At 58.0% G+C, this 13934-nt stretch carries 15 protein-coding genes; 6 read left to right on the top strand and 9 right to left on the bottom strand.

What is annotated here, in order from left to right:
• The first annotated feature begins 79 nt into the window (after nucleotides 1-79).
• Entirely contained in the window at nucleotides 80-781 is a 702-nt protein-coding gene (locus AC1DXW_RS04005; RefSeq protein ID WP_477756211.1) for a lipoate--protein ligase family protein, read from the top strand.
• A gap of 10 nt (nucleotides 782-791) precedes the next feature.
• Here AC1DXW_RS04005 and crp read toward each other — a convergent pair whose 3' ends face one another.
• Complete coding sequence (gene crp / locus AC1DXW_RS04000) at nucleotides 792-1436, bottom strand: cAMP-activated global transcriptional regulator CRP (protein ID WP_477756210.1); 645 nt, start codon at nucleotides 1434-1436, stop codon at nucleotides 792-794.
• 230 nt (nucleotides 1437-1666) lie between these two features.
• On the opposite strand from crp, the gene AC1DXW_RS03995 reads away from it, so the two are divergent.
• Nucleotides 1667-2089: an OsmC family protein gene (locus tag AC1DXW_RS03995; RefSeq protein ID WP_007994936.1), complete on the top strand. Its 423-nt coding sequence runs from the start codon at nucleotides 1667-1669 to the stop codon at nucleotides 2087-2089.
• A 239-nt stretch (nucleotides 2090-2328) separates the two neighbouring features.
• Entirely contained in the window at nucleotides 2329-3120 is a 792-nt protein-coding gene (gene speD / locus AC1DXW_RS03990) for an adenosylmethionine decarboxylase (RefSeq protein ID WP_477756209.1), read from the top strand.
• A gap of 81 nt (nucleotides 3121-3201) precedes the next feature.
• Here the strand turns inward: speD and coq7 are convergent, their stop codons facing one another.
• The 6 genes from coq7 to hemJ form a co-directional block, all read right to left on the bottom strand.
• A complete protein-coding gene (coq7, locus tag AC1DXW_RS03985; RefSeq protein ID WP_096515638.1) occupies nucleotides 3202-3849 on the bottom strand; it encodes a 2-polyprenyl-3-methyl-6-methoxy-1,4-benzoquinone monooxygenase in 648 nt (215 codons plus the stop codon).
• Nucleotides 3850-3997: 148 nt separating this feature from the next.
• Nucleotides 3998-4336, bottom strand: coding sequence for a histidine triad nucleotide-binding protein (locus tag AC1DXW_RS03980; protein WP_046039514.1), 339 nt, complete (start codon nucleotides 4334-4336; stop codon nucleotides 3998-4000).
• Nucleotides 4337-4416: 80 nt separating this feature from the next.
• Complete coding sequence (locus tag AC1DXW_RS03975; RefSeq protein ID WP_477759777.1) at nucleotides 4417-5205, bottom strand: SDR family NAD(P)-dependent oxidoreductase; 789 nt, start codon at nucleotides 5203-5205, stop codon at nucleotides 4417-4419.
• Between the two features lie 61 nt (nucleotides 5206-5266).
• Nucleotides 5267-6232, bottom strand: a complete 966-nt coding sequence (locus AC1DXW_RS03970; protein WP_477756860.1) for a DUF805 domain-containing protein — start codon at nucleotides 6230-6232, stop codon at nucleotides 5267-5269.
• A 93-nt stretch (nucleotides 6233-6325) separates the two neighbouring features.
• Nucleotides 6326-7294, bottom strand: a complete 969-nt coding sequence (locus AC1DXW_RS03965) for an NAD(P)H-dependent flavin oxidoreductase (RefSeq protein ID WP_477759776.1) — start codon at nucleotides 7292-7294, stop codon at nucleotides 6326-6328.
• A gap of 33 nt (nucleotides 7295-7327) precedes the next feature.
• Nucleotides 7328-7759 carry a protoporphyrinogen oxidase HemJ gene (gene hemJ / locus AC1DXW_RS03960; RefSeq protein ID WP_477759775.1) on the bottom strand — a complete coding sequence of 144 codons (432 nt, stop codon included), beginning with the start codon at nucleotides 7757-7759 and terminating at the stop codon, nucleotides 7328-7330.
• 135 nt (nucleotides 7760-7894) lie between these two features.
• On the opposite strand from hemJ, the gene argC reads away from it, so the two are divergent.
• A complete protein-coding gene (gene argC, locus AC1DXW_RS03955; RefSeq protein WP_008051660.1) occupies nucleotides 7895-8929 on the top strand; it encodes an N-acetyl-gamma-glutamyl-phosphate reductase in 1035 nt (344 codons plus the stop codon).
• Between the two features lie 166 nt (nucleotides 8930-9095).
• Entirely contained in the window at nucleotides 9096-9446 is a 351-nt protein-coding gene (gene erpA, locus AC1DXW_RS03950; RefSeq protein ID WP_007906865.1) for an iron-sulfur cluster insertion protein ErpA, read from the top strand.
• A gap of 68 nt (nucleotides 9447-9514) precedes the next feature.
• On the opposite strand, the gene AC1DXW_RS03945 is transcribed toward erpA, so the two are convergent.
• Nucleotides 9515-10606 carry an anhydro-N-acetylmuramic acid kinase gene (locus tag AC1DXW_RS03945; RefSeq protein ID WP_477759774.1) on the bottom strand — a complete coding sequence of 364 codons (1092 nt, stop codon included), beginning with the start codon at nucleotides 10604-10606 and terminating at the stop codon, nucleotides 9515-9517.
• Nucleotides 10607-10609: 3 nt separating this feature from the next.
• A complete protein-coding gene (locus tag AC1DXW_RS03940) occupies nucleotides 10610-12028 on the bottom strand; it encodes a peptidoglycan DD-metalloendopeptidase family protein (protein WP_477759773.1) in 1419 nt (472 codons plus the stop codon).
• A 211-nt stretch (nucleotides 12029-12239) separates the two neighbouring features.
• Between AC1DXW_RS03940 and tyrS the strand changes: the two genes are divergently transcribed.
• Nucleotides 12240-13439 (top strand): tyrosine--tRNA ligase, encoded by a 1200-nt coding sequence (gene tyrS / locus AC1DXW_RS03935; RefSeq protein WP_477759795.1) that lies wholly within the window; start codon nucleotides 12240-12242, stop codon nucleotides 13437-13439.
• The last annotated feature ends 495 nt before the right edge of the window (nucleotides 13440-13934 follow it).

Raw genomic sequence — 13934 nt, 5'->3', positions numbered from 1 at the left:
GAGATCAAATGTGGGAGCGAGCTTGCTCGCGATAGCGGCATAAGAAGCACCACAGACTTTATGTCCTACGGAATACCTTATGACCTCACCTATTTCCCTGACCATCGAAGCCGGTCTGCAAGCCGAGCAGGATTTGCTGGCGTCGGTCTGTGCCGGCAACGCGGAATTCGGTCTGTTGTTCTGGCAACCGAGTGACCAGGCATTAGTGATGCCGCGTCGCTTGAATCGCTTGCCAGGCTTTGAATCCGCATGTGAAGTCTCGGCAGCGGCAGGCTGGCCAGTGTTGTTGCGCGATACCGGCGGAGAGCCCGTTCCGCAATCCGACACCACGATCAACATCGCTCTGGTCTACGCACCGCCGCGCAGCGAAGGCGACCTTAACCGCATCGAATCCGGCTACCGGCGTCTATGCGATCCAATCTGTCAGTTGCTGGATGAGTTAGGTGGCACTTCGTCCCTGGGTGAAATCGAAGGCGCCTTCTGTGACGGTCGCTTCAACGTCAACCTCGATGGTCGCAAGATGGTCGGCACCGCCCAGCGCTGGCGCCAGAGTCAGGGTGGGCAGCGTCCGGTAGGACTGGTGCATGGGGCGTTGCTGCTGGATAACGAGCGAGAGTCTATGGTCGCCGCGGTCAATCGTTTCAACGAGGCCTGCGGTCTGGAGCAACGCGTACGCGCCGAAAGCCACATCGCGCTGCATGAGAAGTTCGCGGCGCACGATGCCCTGGCGCGCCTCGACTATCTCTACCGGTTGGTGCTGGTGCAGATGTTCAGCGGCTAGGTTTTCGAGCTTATCGCGTACCGAAAACCACCATGGTCTTGCCTTTGACGTTCACCAGTTCGCGTTCTTCCAGATCCTTGAGGACGCGACCGACCATCTCCCGGGAACAACCGACTATCCGCCCGATCTCCTGACGGGTCACCTTGATTTGCATGCCATCGGGGTGAGTCATGGCATCTGGCTGTTTGCATAGCTCCAGCAGGCAGCGGGCGACTCGACCGGTTACATCAAAGAATGCCAGGTCACCGACCTTGCGCGTGGTGTTGCGCAGGCGCTGTGCGATTTGTCCGCTGAGGACGTAAAGAATGTCTGGATCCTGCTGGGACAACTCGCGGAATTTCGCGTAGCTGATTTCCGCGACTTCGCATTCAGCCTTGGCCCGCACCCAGGCGCTGCGCTCCTGCTCCAGGCCAGCTTGCTCAAACAGACCCAACTCGCCGAAAAAGTCCCCGGTGTTCAGGTAGGAAATGATCATTTCCCGGCCGTCGTCATCTTCGATCAGGATGGTGACTGAGCCTTTGATGATGTAGAACAGCGTTTCCGAACGGTCGCCGGCACAAATGATGTTGCTCTTGGCCTGATAGCGGCGGCGCTGACAATGCATCAACAGCTTGTCGAGGTTCTTGATCTTGGGGTTGGGGGCAATCGCAACCATGGTTGTATCCCGAAAAGACTGCACGGTGTGTTTGGTTTTTTTATGAATAGCGAACGCTGGGGGAAAGCTGGCAATGCGCCATTGATTTGGCGTCAGCTTAACAGACACCTCCTGCAATATTCGAGCATTTACCTACAAGGCGGTGGGATATGTCCTAGGACGCCGGGCGCCGTCAGTCACGGGGCCTGTGCTAAGCTGGCGACCCTTTTTTATACAGTGGAGTCTTGGCGATGAAGGCACGCATCCAATGGGCTGGCGAAGCCATGTTCCTCGGCGAATCCGGTAGTGGTCATGTCGTGGTCATGGACGGTCCGCCCGATGCCGGCGGACGTAACCTGGGTGTCCGGCCGATGGAAATGCTGCTGCTGGGTGTCGGCGGTTGCAGCAATTTCGATGTGGTCAGCATCCTCAAGAAGTCCCGCCAGGCGGTCGAAAGCTGTGAAGCGTTCCTTGAAGCCGAGCGTGCGACCGAAGATCCAAAGGTTTTCACCAGGATCCACATGCATTTCGTGGTCAAGGGCCGTGGGCTGAAAGAAGCCCAGGTCAAGCGCGCCATCGAATTGTCTGCCGAGAAGTATTGCTCGGCCTCGATCATGCTCGGCGCGGCAGGCGTGGCAATTACCCACGACTACGAGATCATCGAGCTCGGTTGAATCGACATTCAACTATCATAAAAGCAGTGCAGACTCTGGCGAACACAAGCTGACGTCTGCATAATGCGCCACTTTTTTCAGGGTAGTGGCCCGTCAGCCGACAGGCCTCGCACCCGAGCAGACAACCAAAATCGCCATCGCGAAGAGGTGTTAACCGTCCTACGCAGGTGCGTTGTTCGCATTTGACGGGCATGCTTGATCACGCGGCCGGGCCGCAAACACATAGAGAGTTTTTAACGGTGAAAAGCAAACTCAAGCTCCACGGGTTCAATAACCTGACAAAGACCTTGAGCTTCAACATCTATGACATCTGCTACGCGGAAACCCCGCAAGACCAGCAGGCTTACGTCGAGTACATCAATAAAGAGTACAACGCGAAACGCCTGACGCAGATCCTCACGGAAGTTGTCGATATCATTGGTGCCAACATCCTGAACATTGCCAGTCAGGACTATGAGCCGCAGGGCGCCAGCGTCACGATCCTGATCTCGGAAGAGCCCGTAACCCCGACCGACAGTCAGATCGAAGAGTCCCCGGGCCCACTGCCCGAAATCATTCTGGCCCACCTCGACAAGAGCCACATCACGGTGCACACCTACCCGGAGATCCACCCGGTCAGCGGTATTGCAACCTTCCGTGTGGACATCGACGTGTCGACTTGCGGGGTCATTTCACCGCTTAAAGCGCTCAACTTCCTGATTCACCAGTTCGATTCGGACATCGTGACCGTGGACTACCGTGTGCGCGGCTTCACCCGTGACGTTGAAGGCAAAAAGCACTTCATCGACCATGAGATCAATTCGATCCAGAACTACCTCTCCGATGACACTTACGACGCGTACCAGATGACCGACGTGAACGTGTACCAGGAAAACCTGTTCCACACCAAGATGCTGCTGAAGAACTTCGAACTGGATAACTACCTGTTCGGCGACGCCACCAACAACCTGTCCTCTGAGCAACGTGCCCAGGTGACCGAGCGGGTGAAACACGAAATGCTCGAAATCTTCTACGCGCGCAATATGGCGTAAGACTCTCGAACACAAAAAAGGCGACTCCCTCACGGCAGTCGCCTTTTTTTATTCTGGCGCTCGCTCCTACAAAAAACGGAGTCAGATCCGATAAGTACTCTTGGTCATCACCTTGGCCATCAGGCTCATCCCGAACTTCACCGGTGCCGGAAAGCGGAACCCGCCAGCCTCCAGCGCACTTTCGGCATGCTGTTCTTCATCGATGCGCATCTGCTCAAGAATCGCCCGGGACTTTTCATCCTCGGCCGGCAATTGCTCCAGATGTTCGTTCAGGTGTTTGCACACCTGGTCTTCCGTCGCCGCAACGAACCCCAGGCTGACTTTATCGCTGATCAGGCCGGCCACTGCGCCGATCCCGAACGACATGCCATAAAACAGCGGATTGAGGATGCTGGTGTGGCTACCCAGTTGATGAATACGTTGTTCGCACCAGACCAGGTGATCGATTTCTTCTTCGGCGGCATGCTCCATCGCGGCACGCACTTGCGGCAGTTTGGCGGTCAGCGCCTGTCCTTGGTACAGCGCCTGGGCGCAGACTTCGCCGGTGTGGTTGATGCGCATCAGGCCGGCAACGTGGCGTGTGTCTTCGTCGCTCATTTTCGCATCCGGCTGCACGATGGCGGGCGACGGACGGTACGGCTGGCCGCTGAAGGGCAGCAGGGTGCGCATCGCGGCATCGGCTTGCAGCAGAAGGCGGTCAATTGGCGAGTAGTGACGTTGGGTAGTCATGCTGACCTCCGGGGGAATTTCGGCGGCCAGTTTAACCCAATCGGCCGGGGAAGGATTGCGCTGGGTCATTGTGATGCAGAGGCTGTGACAGTGCTGTGATGCCTTTTGTGAAAGCGGCGGTGCGCCGCTTTCACAGGGTTTAGAGCAATCAGCCCGGCGGCCAGTGCATCTGGCGCTGACCCAGCACGTGCATATGAATGTGGTAGACGGTTTGTCCGCCTTCTTCATTGCAGTTCATGACGACGCGGAAACCTTTTTCGCAGCCCAGTTCCAGTGCCAGGCGCTGCGCGGTGAACAGAATATGCCCGGCCAGCGTCTTGTCGTCCTCGGTCAGGTCGTTCAAGGTGCGAACCGGTTTCTTCGGGACCACCAGAAAATGTACCGGTGCCTGTGGGGCAATGTCGTGGAAGGCCAGTACCTGGTCGTCCTCGTAAATGATCTTCGCCGGGATTTCCCGGTTGATGATCTTGGTGAACAGAGTATCCACAGCTGTTTTCTCCGTTATTTGGGCTGGCCTGAGTGTACTCATGGCGTATGCCAGCGCCCAGCTTTTTACCTTGAATTGGATCAGCGCGGGCAGTACGCCTTGTTGATCATGCCGGCGATGGTGCGCGTCAGCCAGCGCGAGCCGAGCCGCGGCAGGAAGGCGAACCAGCGGTTGCGCCGCCCGGGAATAATGATCGCTTGATTCTTTTCCAGTGCGCGCACGGTGTAGAGCGCCACTTCCTCGGGGCTCATCAGCAGTTTGCTGTTGGCCAGTTTGTCGCTGTCGAGTTGTGCGGTACGGAAAAACGCCGTGCGGGTCGGCCCGGGGCAGAGCACCGAAACCTTGATCGCACATTTTCTCAGCTCGACGCGCAATCCTTCGGAAAAGTGCAGCACATACGCTTTGCTGGCGTAATAAGTGCTCATCCACGGCCCCGGTTGAAACGCCGCCACCGAGGCCACATTCAGAATCTGCCCGCCGCCTTGCAGGGCCATGCTGTTGCCGATGGCGTGGCACAGGCGGGTGAGGGCGAGGATGTTCACTTCGATCAGGTCTTGCTCGGTCATCCAGTCCTGGGCCAGAAACGGGCCGCAGGTACCGATACCGGCGCAGTTGACCAACAGATCGATCTGCCGGTCGCCTTCTTCCAGTTCCAGCAGGAATCCGGACAGGCGCAGCGGTTCGCCCAGGTCACAGGCACGGAACAACACTTCCACGCCGAACCTTTGGGTCAGTTCAATCGCAATACTTTCCAGCTGATCACGTTGTCGGGCCACCAGAATCAGGCTGCGGCCGCGCCGGGCCAGCGCTTCGGCCATTGCCAGGCCGATGCCGCTGGAGGCGCCAGTGATCAGAGCGTAACGGGTCATGCAGTTCTCCATCGCAACAGCTCCGCGCCGCGACGCAGGTGTCACGGGCCAGGAGCGCTGTTCATTCTTTCGCAGAGTCTACAGGGGGCCGGGCCTCTTCGGCTGCATCGTCGGTGGAATTTGGCACCGGTTCGATCTCGACTTCGATTTCATCGGTGGTGACCGAACTGCTTTCGTAGCTGCTCTGGGCGGCGCTTTTGTATTCTTCCCGTATCGCCGTGAGACCACCGGCCAGCGAGCCGAACAGAACCAGCGCGATAACGATCAGCCACAGCGAAGACAATACCTTGACCGCGGTACCGTTCGGCGGAGGCGGCGGGCCGTAGCGGTTGGCGGTGTCGTTGCCCGGTACGACCATGATCATGAACGGAAAGAAACTGCCAACGAACGGCACCAGGTTCAGCAGCCACAGCCAGCCGGACCAGCCGACATCGTGCAAGCGTTGAACAGTGATCTGGATGCTGACGAATACAAATCCGACGAACAGGATCAAGGCCAGCAAGCTGCCCAATATCAGGCCGGCGGTCGAATCCGCGCCGATGAGAGCCAGGGCGACCAAGGCAAACACCCCGCAAACGGCCAGAAGCACAGTTGACAGCACCAGCGTCCAGGCGAGGTAACGCAAGCGGCCGATCCGGCCATCGAAACTGAAGGGCTTGAGCGTGGCGAATTCCGCCACGGCTTCGCCGACGGGCGCGCGAGGCGGAGCGTAAGGGGACTGCGGATCTGCCAGGGCAGCCTGGCTACTGGCCGAAGGGTGGTCGTGAACGTCGGCGAGGTTCAGTTCGATCGGCGTTTCGGCTTCGATGCGGGCGTCGATACCGGTTTTGCTCAGCGCCTGGAGATAGGTCTGGGCATCGGCTTGCGACAGGTTGCGTTTGAGCGCTACCGGACGCCCGGTGAACAAGCGTTCAATGGCCGTGACATCGCTTTTGAACAAGTCGGCGAGATTGAGCTTTGCCGTGGTGATGTCGACACCGGGCAGCAAGGCGCCCTCGAATACGATCTTGAAATGATTTTCGCCCATGTGCGAAGCATCCTTGTCGCGAGAGGTTGAAAGAAGAATGTTGTGCCCGGGCGAGAGTAAGGCCAGCCGGGCAAGACTGGCCAAGGTTTGCTGTCAGCTCGGCCAGCGTTTGGTCAACTGGGCAGCCTGCTCCAGGGCCTTGCGGTACTCCGCGTCGAGACGTGCAATCAACTGCTCGACACTCGGCAAGTCCTCGATTTCTCCCACGCCCTGGCCGGCAGACCAAACGGTTTTCCAGGCTTTGGCCTCATCGCTCACGGGTTTGAGCTTGGAGCCGAAGTTGATCTCGCCCTTGCCTTGCAAGGCGGCCATGTCGAAACCGGCTGCTTCCAGACTCTGGCGCATGAAACTCGCGGGGACACCTGACACGGCTGGAGTATGGATGATGTCTGCCGCTTTGGATGTCAGCAGCATTTCTTTGTAGGCGTCGGGCGCGTGACTTTCGGTCGTGCCGATAAATCGTGTGCCAAAGTAGGCCAAATCCGCGCCGAGCAGTTGGGCGGCAAGAATTTCGTGGCCATGATTCAAGCAGCCGGCCAGCAACAGGGTCTTGTCGAAGAACTGGCGGATTTCGGCAATCAGCGAGAACGGGCTCCAGGTCCCGGCGTGTCCACCGGCGCCGGCAGCCACGGCGATCAAACCATCCACGCCGGCTTCGGCCGCTTTCTCGGCATGACGACGAGTCGTCACATCATGGAACACCAGGCCGCCGTAGCTGTGGACCGCGTCGACCAGTTCTTTCACGGCGCCGAGGCTGGTGATCACGATCGGCACTTTGTGCTCGACACAGATCTCAAGATCCGCCTGTAACCGTGGATTGCTGTTATGGACGATCAGGTTTACGGCATAAGGCGCGGGGTTTTCCAGTGTCRCCAGCCCGGCTTCGATTTCTTCCAGCCAGGCCTTGAAACCGCTGCTTTCGCGCTGGTTCAGCGCCGGGAAGCTGCCGACCACGCCCTGGCGACAACAGGCGAGTACCAATTGCGGATTGGAAATCAGGAACATCGGCGCCGCCACCACGGGCAGACGCAAACGTTGTTCGAGCAGAGCGGGCAGCGACATTGGAAGTACCCCGGTGAGTGGTGCCTGGTGGATTTAGAACGGCCGAACGACGACCAGAATTACGATAGCCAGCAATATCAGAACCGGCACTTCATTGAACCAGCGATAAAAGACATGGCTGCGGGTGTTCTCGCCACGGGCAAAACGTTTTACCTGGGCACCGCACATGTGGTGGTAGCCGATCAGAATCACCACCAGCGTCAGCTTGGCGTGCATCCAGCCACCCTGAGTGAAATACGCACTCGGGTTGAGGCTGATCAGCCAGCCGCCGAAGATCAGCGTAGCGATCATTGCCGGCCCCATGATGCCGCGATACAGCTTGCGCTCCATGACGCTGAAGCGTTCCTTGCTGACGGTATCTTCGCTTTGAGCGTGATAGACGAACAGCCGCGGCAAGTAAAACAGGCCGGCAAACCAGCAAACGATGCTGATGATGTGAAGTGCTTTGAGCCACAGATAAAGCATTTTTAGTTATTCCCAGGTTCACGGTAGCGGGAATAGTAGAGGCTAGAAGCTCCGCACGTCACCTTGACGGTTGTCGCAGGGGCGCGCGGCCCCTATTATCGACGGCTTTCCAGTGGGTTCGTTGAGGGCAGGTTTATGGTCAAGGTCGGTATCGTCGGCGGCACGGGTTACACCGGTGTCGAACTGCTGCGTCTGTTGGCGCAACATCCGCAAGCTGAGGTGGTTGTCATCACTTCCCGATCCGAGGCTGGCCTTGCCGTGGCCGACATGTACCCGAACCTGCGAGGCCACTACGACGGCCTGGCGTTCAGCGTTCCGGACATCAAGACCCTGGGTGCCTGCGATGTGGTGTTCTTCGCCACACCGCACGGTGTTGCCCATGCCTTGGCGGGCGAGTTGCTGGCGGCCGGGACCAAGGTCATCGACCTGTCGGCGGACTTCCGTCTGCAAGACGCGGATGAGTGGGCCAAGTGGTACGGCCAGCCGCACGGTGCACCGGAGTTGCTGGACGAAGCGGTCTATGGCTTGCCGGAAGTCAATCGCGAGCAGATCAAGAAAGCGCGCCTGATTGCTGTGCCGGGCTGCTACCCAACTGCAACGCAATTGGGTTTCCTGCCATTGCTCGAAGCCGGCCTGGCCGATACTGCGCATCTGATTGCTGACTGCAAATCCGGTGTCAGCGGCGCCGGTCGTGGTGCTTCCGTAGGCTCGCTGTACTCCGAGACATCGGAAAGCATGAAGGCCTATGCGGTCAAAGGGCACCGTCATTTGCCGGAAATCCGCCAGGGCCTGCGTCGTGCAGCAGGCAAGGACGTCGGTCTGACCTTCGTTCCGCACCTGACTCCGATGATTCGTGGCATTCATTCCACGCTCTACGCAACCGTTGTTGATCGCTCGGTGGATCTGCAGGCGCTGTTTGAAAAGCGTTATGCCAACGAACCGTTCGTCGATGTGATGCCGGCCGGCAGCCATCCGGAGACTCGTAGTGTACGGGGTGCCAACGTCTGCCGTATTGCCGTGCATCGCCCTCAGGATGGTGATCTGGTGGTTGTGCTGTCGGTGATCGACAACCTGGTCAAAGGCGCTTCGGGTCAGGCGGTGCAGAACATGAACATTCTGTTCGGGCTGGATGAGCGTCTGGGCCTGTCCCACGCCGGCATGCTGCCGTAAGCTTTATCGCGTACAGCAAAAGGCCCGTCTGACGGGCCTTTTTGCATTCCGGGCCGGCGATTGGATTGGTTGATATACCATAACAATAGTTGACCGCTTTTCTAGGAGAAGCGGATAATGCGCGTCATCACGCAATATGACGGCGTAACGCCGGGAGATAGTCAGCATGAGCGTCGAATCCTTCACCCCCACGGCTTTGCAATTCACCCACGGTGCCGCGCACAAGGTGAAGAGCCTGGTCGATGAAGAGGGGAATGATCGCTTGAAGCTGCGCGTATTCGTTACGGGCGGCGGTTGTTCAGGTTTTCAGTACGGCTTCACCTTCGATGAAGAAGTGGCCGATGACGACACCATCGTCGAGCGCGAAGGTGTGAGTCTGGTTGTCGATCCGATGAGCTTTCAGTACCTGGCAGGTGCCGAGGTGGACTACCAGGAAGGTCTGGAAGGTTCGCGTTTCGTCATCAAGAACCCGAATGCGACCACCACTTGTGGCTGCGGTTCTTCGTTCTCGATCTGATCAGCGCGCCTGCATTACAAAGCGCCGCATGGCCTCAGGGCCCTGCGGCGTTTTACTGTGTGGAGAATTTATGCGGGGTAGATGGCGCCCAGTACGCGCAAGCCGCGGGCACCGGTAACGCTCGGGCGGTTGGCCGCAATACCTTCGAGGCAGCAATGAGCCAGCCACGCGAAGGCCATGGCTTCGACCCAGTCGGGGTCTACGCCGTAAGTGGCAGTGCTGCTGACACTGGCGTTTGGCAATAGGCTGGCCAGGCGGTTCATCAACGCGGTGTTGTGGGCGCCGCCGCCGCAGACCAGTAGTTCCTGCGTGTCTGCCTGGGCGCTTTGCAGTGATTCGATGATGGTCAGCGCGGTCAGCTCAAGCAGCGTCGCCTGAACATCTTCGGCGGCGAAGGCTGGCAGTTGTGCCAGGTGCTGTGTCAGCCAAGGTAGGTTGAATACTTCCCGTCCGGTACTCTTCGGGCCTTTGGTTACGAAGAACGGATCGCTGAGCAGCTCATTCAATAGAGCCGGTTCAACCTTGCCGCTGGTGGCCCATTGGCCGTCGCGGTCATAGTTGTCGCCACGTTGCTGATGAATCCAGGCGTCCAACAGGACATTGCCCGGGCCGCAGTCGAAACCGGCAACAGGCTTACCGGGTTCGATCAGGCTCAGGTTGCTGAATCCACCGACGTTCAGCACGGCACGATTGCCGGTCCGTTCTTCAAACAGTGTCTCGTGGAAGGCAGGAACCAGCGGTGCACCTTGTCCGCCGGCAGCGACGTCACGGCTGCGGAAGTCGCTGACCACGGTGATGCCGGTCAGCTCCGTCAGCAGGGCCGGGTTGCCGATCTGCACGGTGAAACCGCGTGCCGGTTCGTGGCGGATGGTCTGGCCATGGCTGCCGATCGCACGAATGTCGTCAGGCTTCAGTTGCTGCTGAGCGAGAAGGGCATGAATCCCTTGGGCTGCCAGTTTCACCCAGTTCTGCTGGGCGATGGCGGAGCGGGCGATTTCGTCCGGGCCGCTGGCACACAAGCCGAGCAGCTCGGCGCGCAGGGAATCGGGCATCGGGATGTAGTGAGAGGCGATCAGCCTGATCGCCGGGGCTTGCTCGACCAGTGCGATGTCCAGGCCATCAAGGCTGGTCCCGGACATCACACCTATATAGAGCGCCATGACTTAGCGCTTGCTCGAAGCTAGCAGAGTGGCTTTTTCCTGTTCCATGCGCGCCATCAATGGCTGGCTTTGGGCGAGGAAGCGTGGGCGTTCGGCCTTGGCAATCGGATCGGCCATTGGCAGTTTCTGGCCCAGCGGGTCGACGTGCACACCATTGACCTGGAACTCGTAGTGCAGGTGCGGCCCGGTGGAGAGGCCGGTGGTGCCGATATAGCCAATCACCTGGCCCTGTTTCACCGTGCCGCCAGTCTTCACGCCTTTGGCGAAGCCTTGCATGTGGCCGTAGAGCGTGGTGTAGGTATTGCCGTGCTGGAGAACCACGGTATTGCCGTAGCCACCACGGCGGCCGGCCAGCAAGACCTTGCCATCACCGGCAGCCTTGATCGGCGTGCCACGCGGTGCTGCGTAGTCGACGCCTTTGTGGGCGCGGATCTTGTTCAGGATCGGATGTTTGCGGCCCATGGAAAATTTCGAGCTGATGCGGGCGAAGTCCACCGGTGTGCGGATGAACGCCTTGCGCATGCTGTTGCCGTCAGCGGTGTAGTAGCTGCTGTTGCCTTGTTTGTTGGTGTAGCGTACGGCGGTGTAGGTCTTGCCGCGGTTGGTGAAGCGCGCCGACAGGATCGGGCCAGTGCCGACGGCCTTGCCGTTGACCACCTTTTGCTCGTAGATCACGTCGAACTCGTCGCCCTGGCGAATATCCTGGGCGAAGTCCACGTCGTAGCCAAACACACTGGCCATGTCCATGGTCAGGCTGTGAGACAGGCCCGCTCGGGCCGCGGACTGCGACAGCGAGCTGTTGATCACGCCATGAACGTAAGCCGAGCGCACGGTCGGTTTGGCGGTAATGCGGTTGAAGGTGTAGCCCTTGTCGTTCTTGGTCAGGCTGATGCTTTCGAGGTCGTTGAGCTTGCTGTGCAGGTTGGTCAACTGGCCGTCAGGACTCAGTTCGAATTCGAGTTTTTGCCCATGCTTGAGTTGGCTGAACTGCTTGGCCTGCTTGTCGCTGGCCAGCACGTCATGCACTGAGGTGGCCGGGAGGCCGACCTTCTCGAACAGTGTAGAGAGGGTGTCACCCTTGGTGACGATCACTTCCCTGTGGCTTGCCGGCTTCTTTTCTTCGACGACCGGCGCAGGTTCGGCTTGAGCGGTTTCCTGAGTGTCTTCGGCGCTGTTGTCGATCTGCGCGAAGGGGGAGGTTGCTGGTTCATTTGTGGCTTGAACGGCCTCAGCAGCGTCTTGATCTTGTGTCAGTTGTTCAGCAGGGCTTTCCAGTTCAAGACTCAGGGTTGTCTTTTTGGCTTCGACATCGCTGGAAGGGAATACCAGGAGCGCCAGACTGAGAAGGGCGGCGATGCCACTTGCGGCAAGCAAGTGGGTCTTCGGGTAAAGCGGCGGCGCTTTAGACGATTCTGTGGTCATAAGTGGTTTTGACTTTGAAAAAGATGAATTGGAAAAGATGAATGACATGATGAAGATGAAATAACTGTATAAAATATAACCAAATCATCTCTGAAGCAAGTCCGCAGGCGCTCTGTCTGCGGATTGGCGTCCGTGCGCCGGGCAAACCTTGTATTTGACGCGCGATCTTGTATGGTTGGTTCCCTTTGAATCTGAGCCTTGCGGGTCTGTTATGAAGTCGGTTGAAGAGCAGCTAGCGCTGATCAAACGTGGTGCGGAAGAACTGTTGGTCGAGTCCGAGCTGATTGAAAAGCTCAAGCGTGGCCAGCCGCTACGTATTAAGGCGGGCTTCGATCCAACGGCTCCGGATCTGCACTTGGGTCACACCGTGCTTATTAATAAGCTGCGCCAGTTCCAGGAGCTGGGGCATCAGGTGATCTTCCTTATAGGTGACTTCACCGGGATGATCGGCGATCCGAGCGGCAAGAGTGCTACGCGCCCGCCGCTCACTCGCGAGCAGGTCCTCGAGAATGCCGAGACCTACAAGACTCAGGTCTTCAAGATTCTGGACCCGGCAAAGACCGAAGTGGCATTCAACTCCACCTGGATGGATCAGATGGGGCCGGCCGACTTCATTCGCCTGACTTCGCAGTACACCGTGGCTCGCATGCTCGAGCGCGATGACTTCGACAAGCGTTACACAACCAATCAGCCAATCGCCATTCATGAGTTCCTTTATCCGCTGGTTCAAGGGTACGACTCGGTAGCCCTGCGCGCAGACGTCGAGCTCGGCGGCACCGATCAGAAGTTCAACTTGCTGATGGGGCGTGAACTGCAGCGTGGTTATGGTCAGGAGGCCCAGTGCATTTTGACCATGCCGCTGCTTGAAGGCCTGGATGGCGTGAAGAAGATGTCCAAGTCCTTGGGCAACTACGTCGGTATCCAGGAAGCGCCGGGTGTGATGTACAGCAAGCTGGTTTCCATTCCGGATGCGCTGATGTGGCGTTACTTCGAGTTGCTCAGCTTCCGCTCCATGGATGAGATCAATGCGTTCCGCGCTGATGTGGAGGCGGGTGCCAATCCGCGCGATATCAAGATCAAGCTGGCTGAAGAGATCGTTGCACGCTTCCATGGTGAGGAGGCTGCGGCCAGTGCTCATCGTGCTGCCGGTAACCGTATGAAGGATGGCGAGCTGCCTGAAGATCTGCCGGAAATCGAATTGACTGCTATCGAGGATATGCCGATCGCTGCTGTCCTTAATAAGGCAGGGTTGGTCAAGAACTCGGCGGTGGCGCGAGATCTCCTGGGTTCCGGTGGTGTGCGTATAGATGGTGAGGTTGTCGATCGCACCTTTATATATGCACTGGGCGCGACCCATGTTTGCCAGGCCGGGAAGAAGGCATTTGCGCGTATTACGCTCAAATCCGAATAAAGCTGAGATAAAGGGTTGACGGCGAATTTTAGAAGCCTATAATTCGCCCCACTTCCGGCGCAGTCGAAACGGAAAACTCCTTGGTAAACAATGAGTTATGCAGTTTTCGGCAGCAGGTTGCTTCAGGTCATCGAAGCCAAAAGGGAGTTGAAAAAGAGGTGTTGACAGCAGCGTGTAACGCTGTAGAATTCGCCTCCCGCTGATGAGAGATCTGAAGCGCAAGTGGTTGAAGTTGTTAAGGATTCCTTGAAAACTTCTGAAAAATACCACTTGACAGCAARTGAGGCTGCTGTAGAATGCGCGCCTCGGTTGAGACGAAAGCTCTTAACCAACCGCTCTTTAACAACTGAATCAAGCAATTCGTGTGGGTGCTTGTGGAGTCAGACTGCTAGTCAACAGATTATCAGCATCACAAGTTACTCCGCGAGAAATCAAAGATGTAACCAACGATTGCTGAGCCAAGTTTAGGGTTTTCTCAAAACCCAAAGATGTTTG

This window comes from Pseudomonas sp. P4_C4 (genome assembly GCF_056402055.1).
Note: the sequence above shows the minus strand (reverse complement) of the source record. Positions and strands in the feature narration are given on the sequence as shown.